Annotated in this window: 20 protein-coding genes; 4 read left to right on the forward strand and 16 right to left on the reverse strand. The window is 65.8% G+C overall.

The features are described from left to right. Positions 1 to 77: 77 nt before the first annotated feature. On the forward strand, positions 78 to 1,268 hold the full coding sequence (locus BM118_RS14640) for an ABC transporter substrate-binding protein (RefSeq protein ID WP_092186273.1): 1,191 nt from the start codon (positions 78 to 80) through the stop codon (positions 1,266 to 1,268). Positions 1,269 to 1,442: 174 nt separating this feature from the next. On the opposite strand, the gene BM118_RS14645 is transcribed toward BM118_RS14640, so the two are convergent. The 4 genes from BM118_RS14645 to BM118_RS14660 are packed head-to-tail and all read right to left on the reverse strand — an operon-like array spanning position 1,443 to position 6,041. Next, complete coding sequence (locus BM118_RS14645) at positions 1,443 to 1,829, reverse strand: MAPEG family protein (RefSeq protein ID WP_092186274.1); 387 nt, start codon at positions 1,827 to 1,829, stop codon at positions 1,443 to 1,445. 27 nt (positions 1,830 to 1,856) lie between these two features. Further along, positions 1,857 to 2,939, reverse strand: a complete 1,083-nt coding sequence (locus tag BM118_RS14650) for a lipocalin-like domain-containing protein (RefSeq protein WP_092186275.1) — start codon at positions 2,937 to 2,939, stop codon at positions 1,857 to 1,859. After that, on the reverse strand, positions 2,929 to 5,391 hold the full coding sequence (locus BM118_RS14655; RefSeq protein ID WP_092186276.1) for an ABC transporter permease: 2,463 nt from the start codon (positions 5,389 to 5,391) through the stop codon (positions 2,929 to 2,931). Before BM118_RS14655 ends, BM118_RS14650 begins: the two co-directional genes overlap by 11 nt. Then, positions 5,388 to 6,041: an ABC transporter ATP-binding protein gene (locus tag BM118_RS14660; protein WP_092186277.1), complete on the reverse strand. Its 654-nt coding sequence runs from the start codon at positions 6,039 to 6,041 to the stop codon at positions 5,388 to 5,390. The genes BM118_RS14655 and BM118_RS14660 overlap by 4 nt, the downstream gene beginning before the upstream one ends. A gap of 143 nt (positions 6,042 to 6,184) precedes the next feature. On the opposite strand from BM118_RS14660, the gene BM118_RS14665 reads away from it, so the two are divergent. Continuing rightward, positions 6,185 to 7,519, forward strand: a complete 1,335-nt coding sequence (locus tag BM118_RS14665) for an MFS transporter (protein ID WP_092186278.1) — start codon at positions 6,185 to 6,187, stop codon at positions 7,517 to 7,519. Positions 7,520 to 7,737: 218 nt separating this feature from the next. Here the strand turns inward: BM118_RS14665 and BM118_RS14670 are convergent, their stop codons facing one another. The 11 genes from BM118_RS14670 to soxX all read right to left on the reverse strand — a co-directional run bounded on the left by BM118_RS14670 (position 7,738) and on the right by soxX (position 17,374). Then, the gene (locus BM118_RS14670) at positions 7,738 to 9,453 is read right to left on the reverse strand and encodes an N-acyl-D-amino-acid deacylase family protein (protein ID WP_092186279.1); all 1,716 of its coding nucleotides are present in this window, start codon (positions 9,451 to 9,453) and stop codon (positions 7,738 to 7,740) included. A 193-nt stretch (positions 9,454 to 9,646) separates the two neighbouring features. After that, a complete protein-coding gene (locus BM118_RS14675; RefSeq protein WP_092186280.1) occupies positions 9,647 to 10,852 on the reverse strand; it encodes an MFS transporter in 1,206 nt (401 codons plus the stop codon). Positions 10,853 to 11,143: 291 nt separating this feature from the next. Then, a complete protein-coding gene (locus tag BM118_RS14680; protein WP_177234326.1) occupies positions 11,144 to 11,326 on the reverse strand; it encodes a hypothetical protein in 183 nt (60 codons plus the stop codon). A gap of 89 nt (positions 11,327 to 11,415) precedes the next feature. Next, positions 11,416 to 12,453, reverse strand: coding sequence for an MBL fold metallo-hydrolase (locus BM118_RS14685; RefSeq protein ID WP_092186282.1), 1,038 nt, complete (start codon positions 12,451 to 12,453; stop codon positions 11,416 to 11,418). Between the two features lie 311 nt (positions 12,454 to 12,764). After that, on the reverse strand, positions 12,765 to 13,223 hold the full coding sequence (locus BM118_RS14690) for a DsrE family protein (RefSeq protein WP_092186283.1): 459 nt from the start codon (positions 13,221 to 13,223) through the stop codon (positions 12,765 to 12,767). Beyond that, positions 13,220 to 14,971, reverse strand: a complete 1,752-nt coding sequence (gene soxB / locus BM118_RS14695; RefSeq protein WP_177234432.1) for a thiosulfohydrolase SoxB — start codon at positions 14,969 to 14,971, stop codon at positions 13,220 to 13,222. Before soxB ends, BM118_RS14690 begins: the two co-directional genes overlap by 4 nt. 44 nt (positions 14,972 to 15,015) lie before the next feature. Continuing rightward, complete coding sequence (locus BM118_RS14700; protein ID WP_092186285.1) at positions 15,016 to 15,321, reverse strand: hypothetical protein; 306 nt, start codon at positions 15,319 to 15,321, stop codon at positions 15,016 to 15,018. Further along, positions 15,318 to 16,181 carry a sulfur oxidation c-type cytochrome SoxA gene (gene soxA, locus BM118_RS14705; protein ID WP_177234327.1) on the reverse strand — a complete coding sequence of 288 codons (864 nt, stop codon included), beginning with the start codon at positions 16,179 to 16,181 and terminating at the stop codon, positions 15,318 to 15,320. The genes BM118_RS14700 and soxA overlap by 4 nt, the downstream gene beginning before the upstream one ends. Next, the gene (gene soxZ / locus BM118_RS14710) at positions 16,181 to 16,492 is read right to left on the reverse strand and encodes a thiosulfate oxidation carrier complex protein SoxZ (protein ID WP_092186287.1); all 312 of its coding nucleotides are present in this window, start codon (positions 16,490 to 16,492) and stop codon (positions 16,181 to 16,183) included. The genes soxA and soxZ overlap by 1 nt, the downstream gene beginning before the upstream one ends. 11 nt (positions 16,493 to 16,503) lie before the next feature. Next, entirely contained in the window at positions 16,504 to 16,995 is a 492-nt protein-coding gene (gene soxY / locus BM118_RS14715) for a thiosulfate oxidation carrier protein SoxY (protein WP_092186288.1), read from the reverse strand. Between the two features lie 25 nt (positions 16,996 to 17,020). Beyond that, positions 17,021 to 17,374: a sulfur oxidation c-type cytochrome SoxX gene (gene soxX / locus BM118_RS14720; RefSeq protein WP_092186289.1), complete on the reverse strand. Its 354-nt coding sequence runs from the start codon at positions 17,372 to 17,374 to the stop codon at positions 17,021 to 17,023. Positions 17,375 to 17,618: 244 nt separating this feature from the next. Between soxX and BM118_RS14725 the strand changes: the two genes are divergently transcribed. Then, complete coding sequence (locus BM118_RS14725) at positions 17,619 to 18,290, forward strand: DUF938 domain-containing protein (protein WP_092186290.1); 672 nt, start codon at positions 17,619 to 17,621, stop codon at positions 18,288 to 18,290. A gap of 188 nt (positions 18,291 to 18,478) precedes the next feature. On the opposite strand, the gene BM118_RS14730 is transcribed toward BM118_RS14725, so the two are convergent. Continuing rightward, positions 18,479 to 20,551, reverse strand: coding sequence for a prolyl oligopeptidase family serine peptidase (locus tag BM118_RS14730; protein ID WP_177234328.1), 2,073 nt, complete (start codon positions 20,549 to 20,551; stop codon positions 18,479 to 18,481). Between the two features lie 198 nt (positions 20,552 to 20,749). Here BM118_RS14730 and BM118_RS14735 point away from each other — a divergent pair, with 198 nt between their 5' ends. Continuing rightward, positions 20,750 to 21,997, forward strand: coding sequence for an MFS transporter (locus tag BM118_RS14735; protein WP_177234329.1), 1,248 nt, complete (start codon positions 20,750 to 20,752; stop codon positions 21,995 to 21,997). Positions 21,998 to 22,008: the final 11 nt, after the last annotated feature.

Raw genomic sequence — 22,008 nt, forward strand, 5'->3', positions numbered from 1 at the left:
GCAATGGATGGGCAGGGCCGGGGTTCTTCACTAGTATCCGCGCGATTTCAAAACAGAACACTGCTTGGAGCTAACACATGAAATCAGCCCTTTTGGCCGCCGTCGCAGCCTCGGCCCTGCTGCTGGCGGCGCCGGCGTCCGCGCAAGGCGTCAAGATCGGCATCCTCAACGACCAGTCCGGCGTCTATGCCGACTACGGCGGCAAATGGTCGGTCGAAGCCGCCAGGATGGCGATCGAGGACTTTGGCGGCGAGGTGCTCGGCCAGAAGATCGAGCTCGTCACCGCCGACCACCAGAACAAGCCTGATCTCGCGACTTCGATCGCACGGCGCTGGTACGACGTCGAGAACGTCGACATGATCACGGAGCTGACGACCTCCTCGGTCGCGCTCGCGATCCACGAGCTCTCCAAGGAAAAGAAGAAGATCGACATCGTCGTCGGTGCCGCGACCTCGCGTCTTACCGGCGATGCCTGCCAGCCCTACGGCTTCCACTGGGCCTATGACACCCGCGCGCTCGGCGTCGGCACCGGTGGTGCGCTGACCAAGGCCGGCGGCGACACCTGGTTCTTCCTGACCGCGGACTACGCCTTCGGCTACGCGCTGGAAAAGGACACCAGCGAGATCGTCACCGCCAATGGCGGCAAGGTGGTCGGCCAGGTCCGAGTGCCCCTCAATTCGTCGGACTTCTCCTCCTTCCTGCTTCAGGCGCAAAGCTCGAAGGCGAAGATCGTGGGCCTTGCCAATGCCGGCCTCGACACCACCAACTCGATCAAGCAGGCGTCGGAGTTCGGCATCGTCGCCAGCGGCCAGAAGCTCGCGGGCCTCCTGATGACGCTCGCCGAGGTGAACGGCCTCGGCCTGCAGGCCGCGCAGGGCCTGGTGCTGACCGAGGGCTATTACTGGGATCTCAACGATCGCACCCGCAATCTCGGCGAACGCTTCCTCAAGCGCACCGGGCGGATGCCGAGCATGATCCACGCCGGCACGTACTCCGCTACGCTGAGCTATCTCAAGGCGGTCAAGGCCGCCGGCACCAAGGATCCGGATGCCGTCGCCAAGAAGCTGAAGGAGCTGCCGGTCGACGACGATTTCGCTAAAGGCAAGGTGCTCGAGAACGGCCGCATGGTCCACGACATGTATCTGTTCGAGGTCAAGAAGCCGTCGGAATCGAAGAAGCCCTGGGACTATTACAAGCTGCTCGCCACCGTCCCCGGCGACAAGGCGTTCTTCACCGCCAAGGACAGCGGCTGCCCGCTGACGAAGTGAGGCGAGGGCAGTTCTAAAAGCGCGATGTCGTCCTGGCGAAAGCCAGGACCCATTACCCCGGCTCGCAATTGTTGAAACAAGCTGTGGCCATGATCGTGCCCATAACCACGTCCTGTGGTTATGGGTCCTGGCCTTCGCCAGGACGACACCGAGGGTGTGGCCGCAGTTCGCGGCTCACACCATCCGCAGCACCACCGCCCCGATCGCCCCCGCCCACAGCGCAGCGGCAGCGATGCCCTGGATCGCAAAGCCCGCGCTGCGCTTTGCGGCCGCCTTCGAATAGCCGATGAAGTAGACGATGCGGCCGACGATCCAGACCGCGCCGATCGCCGCTGCGATGGGATCGCTGATGTAGATCGCGAACAGCCACAGCGAGGGCAGGACAATCGGCATCCATTCCAGCGTGTTCATCTGGATGCGGAAGGCGCGCTCGAAATCCGGGTGGCCCGACATCGCCGGGGCCTTCACGCCGGTCTTGTCGCGCGACCGCGCGACGTTGATGCAGGTGGCGAAATAGAATGCAATCGCCAGCAGCGTGACGAGGGCGGTGAGGTGATACATCGCTGGTCCCTTCGAGGATGTCGCGGTTCAATACCCGGTCAGCTCGAGATAGCCAACACCGTCATGCGTGCCGGCAAAGCTGATCGGCCCTTCCCAATAGGAGAAGCCGGTCCCCATCCAGGCCTTTGGATTGAGCGGCTTGCAGGAAATCGAGAACGAGCGTGAGGGGATCGCGATCTGCCACTCCACCGGCAGCTTGCGCCCCGCAACCTCCATTGTTGCCTTCGGCATCATCTGGATGTCGTTGCCCGCGATCATCTGTGTGCTGCCGGTGGCGGTGATCCAGTTGCCGAACGGATAGTCCTTGCCGTCCTTCTGCCGCAGCCGGTACAGCATCAGCTTGTCGCCGGACGCAAGATGCAGCGACAGCCAATCCCAGCCGGTCTGGTCGGCGTCGAGCGGCTGGCTGCTCCACTCGCGGTCCATCCAGGCCTGCCCCGACACATCGACCGGCTTGTCGTCGATGGCGAGCGTGCCGCGCGCGCGGTAGAACGGCTGGCTGTAATAGTAGGAGGCCTGGCCGCGCTCCGACTTGCGGCTGAAGCCGCCATCGCCCTGCAATGCGACCGCACGATCGGCCTCCAATGTGAGCGCATAGCTGAAATCGGTGCCGGACGCCTTCAGCGTCAGCGGCGCCAAAGTGCGATCGTCGGTGCGCTCGAGACCCTTCATCTCCCAATCGTCGATCCACGCCGCGAACGGCTGTGCCGTGACGCCGGCCTGCCCGATCCCGCCGCGCGAAAACAGCTCGTTGAAGCGATGGGTGTCGGCGCGCGTCACCGCGGCATGCGCCATCCAGATTTGCTGATTGGCCCAGCCTTCCCCCTGCGGTCCCGGCTGTGCCGCCTGGCGGAACAGCGTCCATTGCAGGCCGCAAGGTGCGCCCCGGCTGTCGACGAGGTTTGCCGTGAGATACCACCACTCGATGCGAAACTCCGGATGCGGCCCGTGATCGGCGGGGAAGGCGAACATCTTCCCCGGCGTCACCTTGGCAAAACCGTCGGCGGTCTCGCCGAGCCCGGCATAGCCCTGCGCGCCGGCGTGGCGCGCAAGAGCGAGCGCGGCAATGCCGCCGGCAAACGCGCGCCGCGAGATTTTGTCAGCGCTCATTGGCAAACACCTTGACGAGGTTCGCCGGCTGCATCCGGGCCAGCCGCGCGACCGGCAGCGCTGCGGCAAGCAGCGAGGCGACCAGCGCGACCGCGACCAGCTCGACGAGTTGCAGCGGAAACACATGGAACGGCAGCCGCCAGCCGAACGCCTTCACGTTGACGATCGCGATCAGGCACCACGCCACGAGCAGCCCGAGCGGCACGGCCAATAGTGATGTGAACAGCGCCACCGACAGCGTCTTGGTCAATTCGATCGCGGCGAGGCGTGGCCGCGTGATGCCCATCGCCCACAGCGGCGCAAGCTGCGGCAGGCGGGAGTTGGCCAGCGTCAAAAGGCTGGTCAGCAGCGCGATGCCGGCGACACCGAGCGTGAAGGCATTCAGCGCCGATGTCACCGCAAAGGTGCGGTTGAAGATGCGAATCGACTCCGCCTTCACCGTCGCCTGGTCGGCAACGCTGCGGTCGTCGAGCGCAAACTGCTTCTGCAAGGCCGTGATCAGGCCCGGAATCTTGTCTCGTGGGACAATGAGCCCGATCCGCGTCTGCGGCGTCTGCGGAAATTGCCGGATCAGCGCCGCGACGTTCACGGCGAGCTGTCCCTTGGGATTGCCGTAATCGGCATAGATGCCGACGATATCGAGCTCCCAGGTCCCGCCCGGCGCCGGCACCTCGACGACGTCGCCGACGCGAACGTTCAGCCGCCGGCTCAACTGCTCGCTGATGAAGGCGGCATTGCCCGGCACGAGCCGGGTCCAGGCGCGCGGCGCAGTCTCCAGCAGCGGCCAGCGCTCGCGATAGAGCGTGTGATCGGGAAGGCCGAACAGCTCCACCGGCTGGCCCTGAACTTGCGTCTCGGCGCGGCCGCCCGACAGGATCGCCTGGACTTCGCTGCGCTCCTTCAGCCAGTTGCGGATCGCGACACCTTGCGCATTGTCGGAGGCGCTGATGTAGACGTCGGCCACGAGCCGTCCGTTGAGCCAGCCGATGAAGGTACGGCTGAACGTTTCCACCATGGTGGAGACGCCGACATTGACGGCGAGGGCGAGCAGCAGCGCCATCAGCGCGAGCGACAGCCCGGAGAGCTGCTGCCGGCTGTCGGCCCAGAACCACAGCGCGAGCGGCCCTCGCGCGCCGCGCTGGCCCGCGCGCAGGATGATGTCGAGGAAAGCCGGCAGGATCAGCGCCGCGCCCAGCATCAACGCCGCCAGCACGCCGAAGCCTGCGATCAGCGACTCGCCATAGTGAAGCAGCAGCAGCGCCACCGCGAACACCGTGCACGCCGCAACGCTTTGCAGGATCAGCCAGCGGCGCTGCCTCTGCTGCCAGGCGTATGGCTGCGCGGTGGCCAGCACCGGCATCCGGATCGCCTTGATCAGGCTGGTCGCCGCCGCAACGAGCGCGCCGGCAACGCTGATGCCGATGCCGGCGAGCCACCATTCGGGCCGCAGCGTGAGCTGCCCCGGGATCTGCGCGCCATAGAGCCCGCGCAGCGACGCCGCGACGTCGGGCAACAGCGCAGCCGCGATGAAATAGCCGCAGACGAGCCCGATTAGTCCGGCGACCAGCGCCAGCGCCACCAGCTCGATCACCAGCACCGTATTGACCAGCCGCGCCGAGGCGCCGCAGGCCCGCAACGTGCGCAGCATCGGCAGCCGCTGCTCGAAGGCGAGCCCGACGGCCGAGTTGACGATGAACAGGCCGACGAAGAACGACAACAGGCCGAAGGCGGTGAGGTTGAGATGAAAACTGTCGGTGAGGCGCTCCAGCTCCGTCTCCGCATTCGGCTCGATCCGTTGCAGCCGGTCACCGACGACGCTCGCCAGCGGCGCGGGCTTGCCCTTCGGCTTGCCGATCAGGAGGCGAGACACCTGGTCCGGCTTGTTCAGGAGCTTCTGCGCCACGCCGATATCGACCACCAGCACGTCGGGCACGAGCTGCGGCTGCACGTGCAGCGGCGGCAGCTTTGCGCCGCTGCTGATCGGCGGCGCCGCGCCTTCCTGCTCCTGCAAATCGCTCAGCGTCTCCTTCGCCACCAGCGTCCGGCCGGGCGGCGCGACGAAGCTGCTCAGATCCGAGGCACCAAGGCGCGGCGCGTTGCCGACATCCACCGGCAGCGTGACCGGCTCGATGCCGAGCAGCCGCACCGAGCGTCCGTTGATCTGGACGCGGCCTTCCAGCACCGGCGAGACCGGCCAGCCCGCGCGGCGGAGCCTGACGAACAGGTCTTGCGAAAAGGTCGCGGTATCAGGCGCGACCAGCATCGCCGTGCGTACGCCGCCGAACGTCGCGGCGGCGCGGTCATAGGCGTTGCGGGCCTGCTGGTTGATCGCCTGCACGCCGCTCCACAGCGCGGTTGCGGCGATCAGCCCGATCAGAAGCGTCGCGAACTGCATCCTGTGCCGCCGCCAATGGCTCAGGAGCACCGCGAGGACCCACAGCGCGCGCTTCATGTGATCCGCCCCGCATGCAGGGTGAGATGGCGGTCGAGCGTAGCGGCCAGATGCAGGCTGTGCGTCACCATCAGGAAGCCGCAGCCGGTGCGCGTGACGAGGTCGCGCGTCAGCGCCAGCACGTCCTCGGCGGTCGCTTCATCCAGATTGCCGGTCGGCTCGTCCGCGAGCAGCAGCGAGGGTTTTGTCGCCAGCGCCCGGCCGATCGCGACCCGCTGCTGCTGGCCGCCGGACAATTGCTCGGGATAGCGCGTCAGGAGGGTGCCGAGCCCGAGCCGTTCGATCAGCTCCCTGGACCAGGCCGCGTCATGCCGGCCGGCGATCCGCGCCTGGAAAGCGAGATTGTCCGCGACCGACAGGCTCGGGATCAGGTTGTACTGTTGGAACACGAGGCCGATCCGGTCGCGCCGCAAGCTCGCGCGCCCCGCGTCCGACAGCGTGGTGACCTCGATGTCCGCCATCCGGATCGAGCCGCCGTCGGCGGCGTCGAGCCCGGCGATCAGGTGCAGCAGCGTGCTCTTGCCGCTGCCGGATTCGCCGGTCAGCGCGACGCGTTCGCCGGCCTTGAGGTCGAGGTCGACGCCGCGCAGCACGTGGACCGGTTCGGCGGCCGAGGAGAACGTCTTGGAGAGATTTCGGATGCTCAGCACGATGAATGGCGCCGGACGGAATTAACGGAAATGCTGCGTAGCACACCTGCTGCGGAAATGCCGGGGTTGCGTTGCCGTCGAAGCCGTTGTTAGCTCCAACAACGGCCAAATCAAAAAAGTGCCAAAAAGACACGGGGAGAACGATGAGCGCTCAGGGAACGCCCATGGTGGCGGGCAAGACGACGACATCCGGGGAAACGCCAAAGGGCGCCTGGACGGTCACCTTTCTGCTGTTTCTGTTCATGCTGGTCAACTTTGCCGACAAGATCGTCGTCGGCCTCGCCGGCGTGCCGATCATGGCGGACCTCAAGCTCACTCCGGAGCAATTCGGCCTGCTCGGCTCCTCATTCTTCTTCCTGTTCTCGATCTCGGCCATCGTGGTCGGCTTCATCGTCAACAAGGTGCCGACGCGCTGGGTGCTGCTGTCGCTCGCGGTGGTCTGGGCGCTGGCGCAGTTTCCGATGGTCGGCACCGTCTCCTTCACCACGCTGCTGGTCTGCCGCATCGTGCTGGGCGCCGGTGAAGGCCCGGCCTTCTCGGTTGCCGCGCACGCCATCTACAAATGGTTCCCCGACGAGAAGCGCACGCTGCCGACTGCGATCCTGTCGCAGGGCTCGGCCTTCGGCGTCATCCTGGCGGTGCCGGCGCTGAACTGGGTCATCGTCAATCACTCCTGGCACTACGCCTTCGGCGCGCTCGGCGTCGTCGGCCTGATCTGGGTCTGTGCCTGGCTCGCGCTCGGCAAGGAGGGGCCGCTGGAGGACACGCAGACCCTTGCCGTCACCGAGACGAAAATTCCCTATCTTCAGCTTCTCACCTCGCGCACCTTCGTCGGCTGCGTCGCGGCGACCTTCGGGGCTTATTGGGCATTGTCGCTCGGGCTGACCTGGTTCACGCCGTTCATCATCAAGGGCCTCGGCTTCTCGCAGAGCCAGGCCGGCTGGATTTCGACCCTGCCCTGGGTGTTCGGCGCCACCATCGTGATCCTGACGGGCTGGATCTCGCAACTGATGATGGCCCGTGGCTCGACCACGCGCGTCGCTCGCGGCGTGCTCGGCTCGGTCCCGTTGATCGTCGGCGGCCTGATCCTGGCGGCGATGCCGCATGTCCAGGGCGCCGGCCTCCAGCTCGCCTCGCTCGTGGTCGGAACGGGCCTGTGCGGCGCGATCTACGTCGTCTGTCCGCCCATGCTCGGCGAATTCACGCCGTCGTCGCAGCGCGGCGCGATCCTGGCAATCTACGGCGCGCTCTACACGCTCTCGGGCATCATCGCGCCCGCCGTGATGGGCACCGTGATCCAGCGCGCCGGCAGCATGCTCGACGGCTACATGACCGGCTTCACCATCAACGCCGTGATCATGGTCGGCTCCGGCCTGCTCGGCCTGCTCCTGCTCTGGCCGAACACGGAAAAGGCCAGGCTGACGCGCGGTGCCGCCCCGAAGGCAGCGGCGCTGAAGGGTGCAGTGTCGCCGACGTAAGATTTGGCCTAAAAGCAAACCACAAACGCAGCCGTCGTCCCGGCGAAGGCCGGGACCCATACCCCCAGGGAGTTTGACGAAGACTCGGAGTGGGAGTTCTGCGCTCCAACTTCCTTTCGTGGTTATGGGTCCCGGCCCCCGTGCGCAATTGCGCAACTAGGCCGGGACGACAGTGAGAGTGAGGCGCCGGCTTCGCGTCTCACACGCAGTCTGCGCTACTACACCACCCCCTGCGCGCCCCGGATCAGCTTCCCCGGCCGGCGCCCCGTCGCCTCGCCGTGCCGCCGCGTCACCACGCCCGACACGATGGTCGCCTCATAGCCGTCGACGTCCTGCAACAGTCGCCGCCCGCCGACCGGCAGATCGTAATGCACCTTCGGTGGATGCAGATGCAGGCGGTCATAGTCGATCACGTTGATATCAGCTTTATATCCGGGCGCGATCAATCCGCGATCGGTGAGGCCGACCGAGAGCGCGGTCTTGCGCGACTGCGCCGCGACCACGAACGGGATCGTCAGCTTCTCGCCGCGCTTGCGGTCGCGCGTCCAGTGCGTCAGCAGATAGGTCGGGAAGCTCGCATCGCAGATGATGCCGCAATGCGCGCCGCCGTCGGACAGGCCCGGCACCGATTGCGGATCGATCAGCATCTCGCGCGTCGCATCGAGATTGCCGTCGGCATAGTTGAGGAACGGCACGTAGAGCATGCCGCGGCCTTCGTCCGACAGCATCGCGTCGTAGGCGAGCTCCTCGGGCCGCCGTCCCTGCTTGCGCGCCTGCGGGCCGAGCGCGTTCTCCGGCGGCTGCTCGTAATCGGGGGGATCGCCGAGCAGGAACATCTTGTCGTAGTTGGGCCGGAAGAACAGCGGATCGTCGGTCGCGGTCGCCGTCTCGCTCAGGATCGCCTGGCGGACCTCGCTCTGATGCAGCCGCGCCAGCCGCTCCTTCAGCGGCAGATGCGCGATTCGTCCGTAGCTCGGATGGGTCTGGAACGGATTGCGCGACAGCTCGAGGCCGAGCAGCAGGCCGACCGGGCGCGCCGCGATCTGCGCGGTGATGGAGAGGCCGCGCTTGGCCGCGGCATTGATCTCGTCCAGCGTCTGGCGCCAGCGCTGCGGCGCCTTGTCGTTCTGCGTGATCGAGAACGAGATCGGGCACTTCGTGGCATCAGCCACCCGCAGCATCATCGGCAGGTCTTCGTGGATGGTGGAAAGGTCGAGCACGAATTGCAGCACGCTGCGGCCCTCAGCATGCATCGCGCCTGCGATCGCGGTGAGCTCGTCCTCGCCGGCCTTCAGGGTCGGCGTGAAGTCGCCGGTCGAGGTGCGGTGGTTGAGCGTGCGCGAGGTCGAGAAGCCGAGCGCGCCGGAGCGCACCGCCTCGCCCGCGAGCTTGGCCATCGCCGCATTGTCCTCCGCGGTTGAGGGATCGCGGCGCGCGCCGCGCTCGCCCATCACATAGACGCGCAGCGCCGCATGCGGCAATTGCGCGCCGACATCGATGTCGAAATCGCGCCTGGACAGCCAGTTCATGTAGTCGGGAAAGCTCTCCCAGGCCCAGGGAATGCCGGCGCTCAGCACCGGCTCGGGAATGTCCTCGACGCCTTCCATCAGCTGGATCAGGCGGGTGTGGTCGGCAGGCTTGCACGGCGCAAAGCCGACGCCGCAATTGCCCATGATCGCGGTGGTGACGCCGTTCTGGGACGACGGCGTGATGTCCTGGCTCCAGGTGACCTGCCCGTCATAATGGGTGTGGACGTCGACGAAGCCCGGCGTCACCAGCTTGCCGCGCGCGTCGATTTCTTCTTTGCCTGTGCCGGAGACCTTCCCGACCTCGCTGATCCTGCCGCCGGTGATGGCGACATCGGCCTCGAACAGCTCACCGCCGTTGCCATCCGCGACCGTGCCGCCGCGGATCACGAGATCAGGATTGGTCATGAGGTTTCTTCCCGTTTTGTTTTTGTTGCGCGCAGTTCTCTCGGCCGTCGTCCCGGACAAGCGAAGCGCAGATCCGGGACCCATAAACACAGGGAGCAGTTTTGCGAAGACTCGGAGTTACCAACTTCGCGCGTCAACCGCTCCCTGTGGTTATGGGTCCCTGCGTTCGCAGGGACGACGACTGAATTTGTAGCTACGCCTTGGCAGGCTTCCGCTCCGTGAACGGCGACAGCACCACGGTCGCCACCATGAAGATCACGGAGGCGCCGAACACCCAGTGCGGCGCGCTCTGGTCCATGATCCAGCCGAACAGCAGCGGGCTGACGATGCCGCCAAGATTGAAGCCGGTGGAGACGATGCCGAAGGCGCGGCCGGCCGCGCCGGCAGGAGCCGCATTGCGCACCAGCATGTCCCGCGAGGGCGCGATCACGCCGGAGAGAAAGCCCGCCGCCGTCATCGTCGCGGTCAAAGCCCAGCCGGGCAGCGTCACCAGTGCGATCAGGAGCACGATCGCCGCGTTCGCGGCAAAGCAGGCGGCGGCGACATAGCCGTGACGCTCGGTATGGTCGGCGAGGAAGCCGCCTGCGAGCACGCCCGCGGCGCTGGCCGCGAGGAACGCGGTCAGTGCGACGTTGGCGATCGAATAAGAGGCGCCGTAGCCGCTCATCAGCGCCACCACGCCGAAATTGTTGATGCCGGCGACCGACAGGCTGAGCAGCATGAACAGCGCGGTCAGCGTGACCAGCGCCGGCGTGATCACGGCCTGCTTCGGCGCGTTTTCGTTGCCCGGCTTTTTCTTGTGTGCGCCGGCCTCGGGGATGCCCATGGCGACCAGCAGCAGCGCCACCAGAATGGCGATCGCGCCCGACGCGATCAATGCGCCGACGCCACCGGATACGGTCACCAGCGCGGCGACGATCGCCGGCGTCACGGCGCCGCCGAGATAGCCGGCAAAGGTGTGGATCGAGAAGGCGCGGCCCATCCGCGCTTCGTCCATGTGCTCGGCCAGGATCGCGTAGTCGGCGGGGTGATAGACGCTGTTGGCGAGCCCGAGCAGCACGGCGCAGGCGATCAGCGAGGCGTAGCTCAAATGCAGGCCGAGCAGGATCAGCGCGAGGCCGCCGAGCGTGAGTCCGATCAGCAAGATCCTGCGCGCGCCAAAATGGTCGACGAGATAGCCGGTCGGCGCCTGCGTCAGGCCCGATACGACGGCAAGGGTGGTCAGCGCAAAGCCGAGCTCGACATAGCCGACGCCGAGCCGGTCCTTCAGGAACGGGAACAGCATCGGCAGGACCAGCAGATGGAAATGGCTGACCCAATGCGCGATCGAGATTCCCGTCAGCGTGCGCAGCGCACTGTCCGCCTTGCCTTGCTGCGGTGCGGCGAGAACGTCGACCATTGCGGTGGTTTCACTCCCTGGGGGAGCGCAAACTATCGGGGACAGCCGTTATTTGTCCATGAACGCAGGCGCATGGCAGGTAGTGCGGGGTGGTGAGAGGCCTCACGATAAAGGCGGGCGCAGTGCCCCCACATCGTCGTCCTGGCGAAAGCCAGGACCCATTACCCCGGGGAGGGGTTTGGCGGAGGATCGTCGTCCGGTACTGCGACCGGTCACAATCGAGAGATCACGCGGTATGGGTCCTGGCTTTCGCCAGGACGACAGTTGAGAGCGTGGTCAGAGCTGAGCCCCTCACAACGGCTCGTCATCGGGACCGTACCGGTCACGCTTCGGTGTTGCGATGTCGCCGTCTTCGTAATCGTCGTCGTCGGGATCGCGCGGTGGCGGCTTCTTCGCCTTGTCGTCCGCCAGCTTCTCGCTGGCAGTCTTGGGCGGCTCGCTCGGCTTGGCGGTCGTGTTGGCGGTCTTGGCCATGGCTGTTCCCGGATGGTGATGCTGCATCCGATCCTAGTCGCAATATGTAGGTGGCGCCTGACTTATCTCAAGAATGGCGCGCCGGGCCGTCAGTGCACCACCGGTCCGCCCGCCTTCTTCCAGGCATCGATGCCGCCGGCGATATGGGCGGTATTGGCGAGGCCTGCGTCCTTCGCAGCCGCGACGGCCATCGCCGAGCGTTCGCCGAAGGCGCAGAAGAACACGACGCGGCGGCCGGTGGCGGCCGCGACCTCGCGCAGCATGCCGCCGGGCTTCAGGCTCTCCTCGACGGACGGATAGGGCGTGTGCAGCGCGCCTTCGAGCATGCCGTGTTTGGCGCGCTCGTTGGTCTCGCGCAGATCGACCAGCAGGATGTCGGGCCGGCCGAGGACGCGGATCGCCTCGCTGGCGCTCAGCGCGCGGCCCTCCTTCTCCAGCTCCTCCTGATGCAGGCCGACGCGCATGTTGGCGGGCACCGCCACGTCCATCATCTTCGGATTGGGCAGCTTCAGGTTCGCCATCAGCTCGATATACTCGTCGACCGAGCGCACCTGGAGCCGCGGATTGTAGCGCTTCTCCTCGCCGATGGTGGAGACGGTGTCGCCCTTGTAGTCATGCGCCGGGAACACCATCGTCTCGTCCGGCAGCTTGAGCAGGCGGTTGAAGATCGAATCGTACTGCGCGCGCGAGGAGCCGTTCTGGAAATCGGTGCGGCCGGTGCCGCGGATCAGCAGCGTGTCGCCGGTGAAGACGCGGTCGCCCATCAGGTAGGAATAGGAATCGTCGGTGTGGCCGGGCGTGTACATCACGTCGAGCGACAGGCCCTCGATCGTCACCTTGTCGCCGTCGGCGACCCGCATCGCCACCACGTCGGCCTTGGTCTGGTCGCCCATCACGGTCATGCAATGGGTGCGGTCGCGCAGCTCGCCGAGCCCGGTGACGTGGTCGGCATGAAGGTGGGTGTCGACCGCCTTGACCAGCTTGAGGTCGAGCTCGCGCAGCAACTGGCAGTAACGATCGACCTTCTCCAGCACGGGATCGAGGATCAGCGCCTCGCCGCCGGGGCGGCTGGCAAGGACGTAACTGTAGGTGCCCGAAACACTGTCGAAGAGCTGGCGGAAGATCATGGCAAGACCCCGGCGTGGAGCTGATTGCAAATTCTACTACGGTTCGGGTCTAAAAGAGAAGTAATCCACTGTGAGTATGAGAAAATTTAGAAGATTCGTATTGCGGGGTAGTGGGCCTCGGCTGCCCCGCCACATACCCCTGTCATCGCCCGCGAAGGCGGGCGATCCAGTACTCCGAGACGGCGAGGGGTACGGAGAAGCCGCGGCGTACTGGATTCCCCGCCTGCGCGGGGAATGACGGCGAGCGTGCCGCGAACTCAGGTTTCGTTGTCTCGCTTGTCCGGGACAATGGGGAGGGTGTTGCGAGCGCCTTACGGCCGCACCACCGTGTACCCATTCTCCGCCAGGAACAGGATCTGCCCGACCCCGACCTGCACCGGGGTGGCGGCGGGGATGAATTCGGGCCGCTTGCCCGTCTCCCGCTCGATCGTGTCGACGGTGTTGAGGCAGATGTCGAAGCGCACGCCTTGCGCGATCAGGCTCTCGACCTGCTTGCGGCGTTCGCTGCCCGGCAGCAGCAGATCGATGCCGGGGCCGAACGCCACCACCTCGATCGCGACCTTGTCGGGGTCGTAGGCCTTCAGCAGATTGTTGGCGACGCTCAGCACCAGCGCCTGCTTCCTGGCATCGCCGTCGGAGAGCTGGAGCACGATCTTGTGCTCGGCGAACGGCTTGTCCTGGAGCGGCACCTGCTGTGCAGACGCCGGTGGCATCGCGGTCCAGGCGAGCAGCGCCAGCAGCAGCGCGCGAAGCATTTGCAAGCGCGTCATCCCTGTCCTGCAATCCCCGGATTGTCCTCGACGCCCTTCAGCGTGACGCCGGAGCCGAGCCGCTCCTGAAGCATCCGGCCCGAGCGCAGATATCTGGCCACCACGTCCCACACCGGCGCGCCCTGCTGGCCGTTGACCGAGGCCCAGCCCGCGACCTTGTAGCGGTGGCTGGCGCTGATCGCCTTGCCGTCGTTGAGCTTCAGCTCCGAGATGCGGCCGCCGATCGCGCCCGCCGGCGTGCAGGTGTAGCTGAGGCCGCCGGCGCGCACCATGTCGCCGCCCTGCTGGTAGTAGGGATCGGCGTTGAAGAGATTGTCGCAGATGTCTTCGAGCACGTCCTTGATCTGCGCGCCGGTCATCTCCTGCACATAGGTCTCGGGATAGCTGATCGCGGTTTCCGCGAGCACATCCTCCATGGTCAGCGCCTGGCCGGACAGCGCGGTGACGCCCCAGCGGAAGCCCGGCGACAATGCGATCTCGGCATCGAGCTCGGTGCGCAGCGCCGAGCAGATCAGCTCATCGACGGGTCCGGAGAAATTGCCACGGCGATAGAGCAGCCGGTCGGGCGTTGCGATCTTCTCCGACCAGTCGGCGACGTGCGGCGCACGAACCCGGCCGATCAGCTCCGCCATCGCAGGATCGGGCTTCAGCAGCTCGGAATAGACCGGCAGCAGATGATATTTGACGTCGCTGACCTTGCCCTTGTCGAGCGCGAGATCGAGCACGCCCAGGAATTTCCCGTTGGAGCCGGCATTGGTGACGAGCGTCGTGCCGCTGGCGTTCTTCACGGGAATCGGCTGCGGCACGGCGTCGTGGGTGTGGCCGCCGAGGATGACGTCGATGCCGGTGACGCGGCTTGCGAGCTTGAGGTCAACGTCCATGCCGTTGTGCGACAGCAGGATGACGGCATCGACCTTCTCGGCGTTGCGCAAGGCATCGACATGCTTCTGAAGTTCTTCCTCGCGGATGCCAAAGGTCCAGTCCGGCGTGAACCGTTTTGGATGCGCGATCGGCACGTAAGGGAAGGCCTGGCCGACGATCGCGACGCGATAACCGCCGAGCTCCTTGATCACGGAGGGCTTGAAGACGCGCCCTGTTGCCTTGTCGAAGGCGCGGGCATCGTTGAACGCGGCTTCCTCGGTCAGGAATACGTTCTGCGCCAGGAAATCGCCCTTGAAGCGCTCGAGATTGTCGCGCAGCGCCTGCTCGCCATAGGTGAATTCCCAATGCCCGGTCATCGCCTCGATGCCGAGCAGATTGGCGACCTCGACCATGTCGCGGCCCTGCATGACGTTGGCAAGCCCCGTGCCCTGCCAGAGGTCGCCGCCATCGACGAGCAGCGAGTGGCTTTCGCCGACGTCGCCGCGCAAGCGGTCGACGAGCGTCTTCAGATGGGCAAAGCCGCCGAGCTTGCCGAAGCGGCCCGCGGATTTCTCGAACTCGAAGCAGGTGAAGGCATAGGCATCGGCGCTGTCGGGCCGGATGTTGAAGCGCTCCAGGAAGGCCCGCCCGACCAGATGCGGTGGTCGCCCCGCCATCTCCCCGATGCCGATATTGACGCTCGGCTCGCGGAAATACACCGGGTTGAGCTGCGCGTGCGTATCGGTGATGTGCAGGATCCGCGCACGGCCGAAACGCTCGATGTCGTAGATGCTCGCCGCTTCAGTGCCGCGCGCAAGCCGCGGCAGGCTGAGCGATGCTGCGGCAACGCCTGCACTCTTCAGGAAATCACGGCGGCGGATCGCCATCCAGAATCCTTCGCGCCTCATCGGCAGTTCATCTGAGGTCCAGTCTAGCGGATTTCCATCGCCTTCCAGGCGTCTTTTTCGGACGTGGCCTGGAAGATCGACGCCTTCGCCAGCGCCTCGGCCTCCTTGGCCGCGGCCATGGCGCGGTCGAAATCGCCGCCATCGGCCGCCTTCTTCGCCGCCGCCAGCGTCGAGACGGTCACGGTCCACTGATTGCGCATGCCGGCTGCCTCCTTGGAGGCGGCTTCGGCGGCGGCATAGGCCGCCTTGTAATCCGCCTCATTTGCCGCCCGCGCGGCTGGCGCGAGGCTAAGAGCGAGCAGCATGGCGAGAGGAAATGACCGCTTCATGGCCGCGCTCCCGGTCCCGATATCGGCAGGCCATTGGCGACGTAGGAGAGGAAATATTCGACGTCGCGATATTCATCCGCCTGCGGCTCCAGCGGAACCGCCCGGGTCTGGCTGTTGCAGGTGACGAAGCGGCGGCTGGTCGTGCCCATGCCGCTCCATTCGGAGCGGTAGATCGGCATCGCGTTCAAAATGCCGAGCGCCGGCGCCAGGATCTCGGCACGGATGCGTTCGCCCGGGCTCTGCACGTGGCAGCTCGCGCAGGAGAAATTCATCTGGCCGCGCCTGGTGTAGAAATAGCGCTTGCCGTTCTCGAACGCGGCGAGCGCGCGGGGATCGTCGGGGATCTTGATGTCCATCGGCTTGCCGCGCGAGGTGAAGGCCATATAGGCGGTCAGCGAGGCCATCTCGTCCTTGACGTAGGAATAGGGCGCTTCGCCATTGGCCTCGCGGCAGCGGTTGAGCGCGAGCTCCAGCGTGACGACCTTGCCTTCCTTCGTGTCGAAGTAAGGATAGTTCTGGCGAATGCCGATGCCGCCATTCGGAAAGCAGTCGGCATAGGTCTTGCCGTTCTTGAACGGGGTGGCGAACATTTCCTTGCCGGCGTCGAGCGCGAACTCGTAAGGCGGGAATTCCTCCTTCTCCTGCCATTGCCGCTTCATGTCCTCGTTCATGGAATAAGGACCGTTGACGAAATCCTCGTGCTTCACATCGGGAAATTTCTGGAAGAAGAAGTTCTGGAACGCTTTCGCATCGGCAACGGGATCGACCTTGTCGGCCGCGACCACGCGTGGAGAGGTGAGGGCGAACGCGACAAGCGCGGCGCTCAACGAGCCAAGCAGGAGGGCGGAGCGGGTCTTCATCACGCGATCTTCGCGGTGGTCGTATCCGACCCACCCTTGTTGTCGGTCCAGGAGATCTTGAGGTCGTCGCCCTTCTTGGCGCCCTTGAAGCTGAACTTCACATAGGGGTCCTTCGAGACCGCGGTGCCCCAATCGGCGACGAAGACGTCCTTGCCGTTATATTCGAACCTCAGCTGCTGGATGAAGTGCGCCGGGATCAGTTCGCCCTTGGAATCCTTGACCAGGCCGGTGTCCATGGGGTGCTGGATCAGCGCCTGCACCTCGGTGATGTCGCCGTTGGTGGTGGCGCGTACGCGAATGCTGGATGCCATTTCGATTTCTCCTAGCCGCCGCAGCCGCCGACAGTGACTTTCACTTCCTTGGTCGCGCTGTAGAGCTTGCCGTCGGCTTCCACGATCGCAGTCACGTTGGTGGTCTTGGCCATCTTCAGGCGATTGGCGACGCTCGGCAGCGTGCCATCGGGAATCCTGTATGACGCTGCCAGCGCGTTCGGGTTCTCGGCCACGAAGAACGAGATCGACGTGACCTTGTCGAGCGTCGTCGTCACCGAGATCGGCACGACGCCGCCATTCTCGGCGATCTCCGGCGCATCCAGCTTGACCTTGTCGGAAGGCTCGGCGGTCTTGCCGTAGAGCGCCTTGATCGCGTCCGCCTCGTTCTTCAGCTTGAACGCCTCTTCCGGATATTTGTCGTTGGCCGCCGCGACTGCGGACGTGGCGCCGAACGGCAGGTTGCCGAGGCCGAGCAGCGCGACGGAGCCTGCGCCCTGAAGGATCAGGCGCCGCGTCGGATGAGGGCCGGTGGTCGTGGTCATCTAAGCTCTCCTGGCGTGCCGGAAGTCACAGGGTTTGCAGGAAATCAACGATCGCGCTGATCTCCTGGTCGGTCAAAATCCGGTTCCGGCCGAACGGCGGCATCATGGTCTGCGGATTGCGCTTGGTCTCGTCGAAGATGATCGCGACCAGCTCGTTGCGATCGGGGAATCTCGCCTTGAGGTCCTTCAGCTCCGGGCCGATCGTTCCCGGCAGGTCGCCGCCCTTGATGACGTGGCAGGTCAGACAATTGCCCTTGCCGCGGTCGAAGGCGAGCCTCCGGCCCTCTGCCACGGCGGATTGCGCCTGCGCCGGGCTGGCGAGGCCGGCGGCGAAGGCCAGCAGGAAGAACAGGGCAGGCGTCCGGGAAAAGGCGGTCAAGGCGTCATTCCGAGGCGTTATGTCTATGGTTTCGATCGCGGAAACAGAAGCGTTCCAAAGCACAAAGGGCATCGCCTGACAATCAAGACTATGCACGCGGCAAAATGGAGTTAATATCTTCCGCATTGCAACTAATGAGATTATTTGTTCGGCCGATTGGCTCGTGGGTGCGGCCGGCTGGTTCGAGGGCGTTTGGGCGCTCATCCGTTTTCATCGTGTTCTCGTTTTTTCAAGGGGACCTCACTTGGCTGAATATGTCGTCGAATTTGGCAAGGACGGCGGACGGGTCGAGCCCGACGGGCGGCTCGATGCGCCGGCATTCCATCGCAATCACGAGGCGCTCTGGGCGGCCCTGGAAAAGCATCTTGCCGGGTGTTCCGGAAACGTGGTCGAGGTCGGCAGCGGAACCGGCCAGCACGTGGTCCATTTCGCCCGCCATACGCCCGATCTCGTCTGGTGGCCGAGCGACCTCAACCAGCGGCACGTGAAGAGCATCGAGGCCTGGCGCGTCCATTCGGGCCTGCCAAACATCCGCTCGCCGTTGCGGATCGACCTCTCCGATCCCGGCTGGTGTCCGGAGATGCGAAGCGGGCAGGGGCCGACCGACCTCGCGGCCGTGTTCTGCGCCAATGTCATCCACATCGCGCCGTGGACCGTGGCCGAAGGCCTGTTCGCCGGCGCCGGCCGCTATCTGCGCGCGGACGGCAAGCTGTTCCTGTACGGCCCGTTCAAGCGCGACGGCAAGCACACCGCGCTCAGCAACGCGGTGTTCGACACGTCGTTGCGCGAAGGCAATCCCGACTGGGGCGTGCGCGACATCGGCGATGTCGAGACGCTGGCGAAAGGCGCAGGCCTTGGTCTGATCGATACGATCGAGATGCCGGCGAACAATCTCACGCTGGTGTTTGCGCGCTAGAAGGTCGTCATGCCCGGGCTTGTCCCGCCTGCGCGGCCGAAGCCGCTTCGGCGCGGCGAAGGCCCGGGCATCCGCGTTCTTCGTACCGCGGGGCTAGACGTGGATGGCCGGGACATAGGCGAGCGGAAGCGCCGCCGTCCTTCGGACGGCTATGCCCGGCCATGACGATCTTCGGCGCCTCAAACGCGTCACGCCTCGCCGTCCCGCCAGCCGATCTTCTCCTTCAAGAACCGGAAGCCCAGCACCTCGAAGCCGGCGCGCTCCTTGTTGTCCTTGCCGTAGCCGTGGCCGCCCGCCGCCGGCTCGTAGAACCAGGCCTCATAGCCCATCGCCTGGAGCTTCGCCGCCATCTTGCGGGCGTGGCCGGGATGGACGCGGTCGTCGCGCCGCGTGGTGGCGATCAGGATCGGCGGATAAAGCTGGCCGGGTTTTGCGGTGTGATAGGCGGAGTAGGTCTTGAGCCACTCCCACTCCTCGGGCTTGTCGGGATCGCCATATTCCGCGATCCAGCTCGCGCCCGCGAGCAGCTTGGTGTAGCGGCGCATGTCGATCAGCGGGATGGTGCAGAACAGCGCGCCGAAGCGTTCGGGGTATCGCACCAGCATGTTGGTGATGAGGATGCCGCCGTTCGAGCCGCCCTGTGCCGCGATGCGCTTCGCCGTCGTCACGCCGCGGCGGACGAGATCGGCGGCAACCGCGGCGAAATCGTCATGCGACAGCTTCTTGCCGGCGAGCCGGCCGGCATCGTGCCAGCGCGTGCCGAATTCGCCGCCGCCGCGCAAATTCGCCTGCACCGTCGTGCCGCCGCGCTCCAGCCACAGCTTGCCGAGCGACGAATTGTAGTACGGCTTCACCGCATGGGCGAAGCCGCCATAGGCGCTCATATAGACCGGCGCATCGCCGGTCTCTTTGGCGGGACCGGTCTGCACATAGGGAATGCGCTCGCCGTCGATCGAGATCGCCTCGTGCTGGGTCACCACGAGGCCGTCGGCGGTGAACGTCTTCGGCGCCTGCTTCAGCACGGTCGGGCTTGCGACGCCGCGTTCGATCAACAGCAGCGAGGGCGGCGTGAGCGGATCCTGCACGTTGGCGAGCAGGTCGCCATTGCTCTCGGAGGGATGACGGTCGAGCGGCCAGATGTCGACGACGCCGATCTGCGGAAGGCCGCCGAGTGCGGCGCGGCTCCAGCCCGCGGCGGACGGCGTGCAGATCTCGAATTGCGGCTTGAGCTCGTCGAGGATCGACAGCACCAGCTTTCCCGCTGCCCAGAAGAAGCCCTGTACGGCCCGGCGAGGCGCCGGCTCGAACAGCACCGTGAATTCGCGGCGGCCTGCCAGAAAGTCCGAGAGCGAGATGCCGAGCACGGTGTCCGCCTTGTGCATCTGTCCGGCCACGGACCAATCCTCGCGCGGCTTGATCGCGAGCCAGTCGCCATGCGCTTGCAGCTCTATGTTGGTGGGAAGTTCTATCTTCGAGACGGGGCCGGTCCGGTCTCCGATCGAGACGCTGAGGTTGAAGAAATCCAGCAGACGACCGAACCATATTCTTCTTGGGTTTGCCGTCATGTGGTCGACATGGCAGTACACCGCCATATCGTTCGCCGAGGTCTCGAAGAGCACCGCCGCTTGTTCGACCGATTGGCCGCGACGCCAAAGCCGCACCGTCCGCGCATAGCCCGAGCTCGTGGCCATGCCCTCGCCATGGGCGCTCGACAGCAGCAGCGTGTCCTGATCGAGCCAGTCAACGCCGCCCTTGGCTTCCGGCAGCGTGAAGCCGTCCGCCACGAAGCTCTTCGTCTCGAGGTCGAATTCCCGCAAGGTGACGGCGTCGCTGCCGCCGCGCGACAGGCTCAGAATCGCGCGCGAGCTTCCCGGCATCGTGACGATCGAGCTCAGCAGCCAGTCCTCGCCCTCCTTTGCCGCGAGCTGGTCGATATCCAGCATGGTCTCCCACGCCGGGCTCGCTTTTCGAAACTCCGCCAGCGTGGTTCGCCGCCATAGGCCGCGCGGGTTGGTGGCGTCCTTCCAGAGATTGTGCAGGTCGGTGCCGCGCCGGCTGACATAGGGGATGTTGTCCTTCCGGTCGTAGATCGCAGCGAGGATATCGCGATCGCGCGCGAAGACCGCTCCGCCAAACGCGTCGAGCGTCAGGCTGTTCTGCCGCTCCACGAAATCGAGCGCCTGCTGGCCTTCGATCTCCTCCAGCCACAGCCAGGGATCGTCGTCGGGAGCGCTGAGCGTGGGCCTGTCGTCGACGGACATGAGTGAAACTCCTGGAGATCGCGGCGGATAGGATTTGATCGAGCGCAAGCCGTCAAGAGCAGGCTCCGCTATCATCCGTCCGATTGCGTCAGAGGCATGGCCTGCGCCCGTTTGCGCCGGTTGCCCGCCCTCCCGCGCCGCTCCATAGTGCCGGGAATCAACGAGGCTCCTTGAAGGCCCCTTGGGGCGGAAATGCCGATGCTAGACGTGACTTCAGCCAATGAGATCGCCGCCGACGCCCGCGTGCGTGCCAATGTGGTGCGCCTTGCTGCCGCGCAGGCGCTGACCGGCGCCAACTCGGCTGTCATCTTCGCCACCGGCGCGATCGTCGGCGCCACGCTCGCGCCCGACATGTCGTTCGCGACCGTGCCGATCTCGATGTATGTGGTGGGCCTTGCCGCCGGCACGCTGCCGACCGGCGCGATCTCGCGCCGCTTCGGACGCCGCGCCGCCTTCGTCATCGGCACCGGGTTGGGCGCGCTCACCGGCCTGCTCGGCTCGTTCGCCATCCTGCACGGCTCGTTCGCGCTGTTTTGTGTTGCGACCTTCCTCGGCGGTCTCTATGGCGCGGTGGCGCAGTCCTATCGCTTCGCCGCCGCCGATGGTGCCAGCGCGGGCTACCGGCCCAAGGCTGTGTCCTGGGTGATGGCCGGCGGCGTGTTCGCCGGCGTGCTCGGTCCGCAGCTCGTGCAATGGACCATGGACGTCTGGCAGCCCTATCTGTTCGCCTTCAGCTTCCTGGTGCAGGCCGCGGTGGCGCTGATCGCCATGGGCATCGTCGCCGGCGTCGACATGCCGAAGCCCGCGCCGGCCGATCTGCATGGCGGCCGGCCTCTGCTCACGATCGTGACCCAGCCGCGCTTCGTTGCGGCGGCGCTGTGCGGCGTCATCTCCTATCCCATGATGAATCTGGTGATGACCTCGGCGCCGCTCGCCATGAAGCTCTGCGGCCTCAGCGTCAGCGATTCCAATTTCGGCATTCAATGGCACATCGTCGCCATGTATGGCCCGAGCTTCTTCACGGGGGCGCTGATCGCGCGCTTCGGCGCGCCGAAGATCGTAGGCGCCGGCCTGCTGCTCGAGGCCTGCGCGGCCACCATCGGTCTCTCCGGCCTCACCGCGATGCACTTCTGGGCCACGCTGATCGTGCTCGGTGTCGGCTGGAATTTCTCCTTCATCGGCGCGTCCGCTCTGGTGCTGGAGACGCACCGGCCGCAGGAGCGCAACAAGGTGCAGGCCTTCAACGACTTCCTGGTGTTCGGGATGATGGCGATCGGCTCGTTCTCGTCAGGGCAGTTGCTCGCCAATTACGGCTGGTCCGCGGTGAACATGGTGGTGTTCCCGCCGGTCGTGCTGGGGCTTGCCGTGCTCTCGCTGGTCTCCTGGGCGCGCCGCCGCAAGGCGCGGCTGGACGCCGCCATGGGCGAGTTCCCGGATGCGGTCTGATGGCGGGAGGC

Source organism: Bradyrhizobium sp. cf659, assembly GCF_900113725.1.
In the GTDB taxonomy this organism is placed as follows: domain Bacteria; phylum Pseudomonadota; class Alphaproteobacteria; order Rhizobiales; family Xanthobacteraceae; genus Bradyrhizobium.

Excerpts from the sequence above, each read along its gene's own strand:
- BM118_RS14640 (WP_092186273.1), top strand. The coding sequence starts at position 78 with ATGAAATCAGCCCTTTTGGCCGCCGTCGCAGCCTCGGCCCTGCTGCTG.
- BM118_RS14645 (WP_092186274.1), bottom strand. The coding sequence starts at position 1,829 with ATGTATCACCTCACCGCCCTCGTCACGCTGCTGGCGATTGCATTCTAT.
- BM118_RS14650 (WP_092186275.1), bottom strand. The coding sequence starts at position 2,939 with ATGAGCGCTGACAAAATCTCGCGGCGCGCGTTTGCCGGCGGCATTGCC.
- BM118_RS14655 (WP_092186276.1), bottom strand. The coding sequence starts at position 5,391 with ATGAAGCGCGCGCTGTGGGTCCTCGCGGTGCTCCTGAGCCATTGGCGG.
- BM118_RS14665 (WP_092186278.1), top strand. The coding sequence starts at position 6,185 with ATGAGCGCTCAGGGAACGCCCATGGTGGCGGGCAAGACGACGACATCC.
- BM118_RS14670 (WP_092186279.1), bottom strand. The coding sequence starts at position 9,453 with ATGACCAATCCTGATCTCGTGATCCGCGGCGGCACGGTCGCGGATGGC.
- BM118_RS14675 (WP_092186280.1), bottom strand. The coding sequence starts at position 10,852 with ATGGTCGACGTTCTCGCCGCACCGCAGCAAGGCAAGGCGGACAGTGCG.
- BM118_RS14680 (WP_177234326.1), bottom strand. The coding sequence starts at position 11,326 with ATGGCCAAGACCGCCAACACGACCGCCAAGCCGAGCGAGCCGCCCAAG.
- BM118_RS14685 (WP_092186282.1), bottom strand. The coding sequence starts at position 12,453 with ATGATCTTCCGCCAGCTCTTCGACAGTGTTTCGGGCACCTACAGTTAC.
- BM118_RS14690 (WP_092186283.1), bottom strand. The coding sequence starts at position 13,223 with ATGACGCGCTTGCAAATGCTTCGCGCGCTGCTGCTGGCGCTGCTCGCC.
- soxB (WP_177234432.1), bottom strand. The coding sequence starts at position 14,971 with ATGGCGATCCGCCGCCGTGATTTCCTGAAGAGTGCAGGCGTTGCCGCA.
- BM118_RS14700 (WP_092186285.1), bottom strand. The coding sequence starts at position 15,321 with ATGAAGCGGTCATTTCCTCTCGCCATGCTGCTCGCTCTTAGCCTCGCG.
- soxA (WP_177234327.1), bottom strand. The coding sequence starts at position 16,181 with ATGAAGACCCGCTCCGCCCTCCTGCTTGGCTCGTTGAGCGCCGCGCTT.
- soxZ (WP_092186287.1), bottom strand. The coding sequence starts at position 16,492 with ATGGCATCCAGCATTCGCGTACGCGCCACCACCAACGGCGACATCACC.
- soxY (WP_092186288.1), bottom strand. The coding sequence starts at position 16,995 with ATGACCACGACCACCGGCCCTCATCCGACGCGGCGCCTGATCCTTCAG.
- BM118_RS14730 (WP_177234328.1), bottom strand. The coding sequence starts at position 20,551 with ATGTCCGTCGACGACAGGCCCACGCTCAGCGCTCCCGACGACGATCCC.
- BM118_RS14735 (WP_177234329.1), top strand. The coding sequence starts at position 20,750 with ATGCTAGACGTGACTTCAGCCAATGAGATCGCCGCCGACGCCCGCGTG.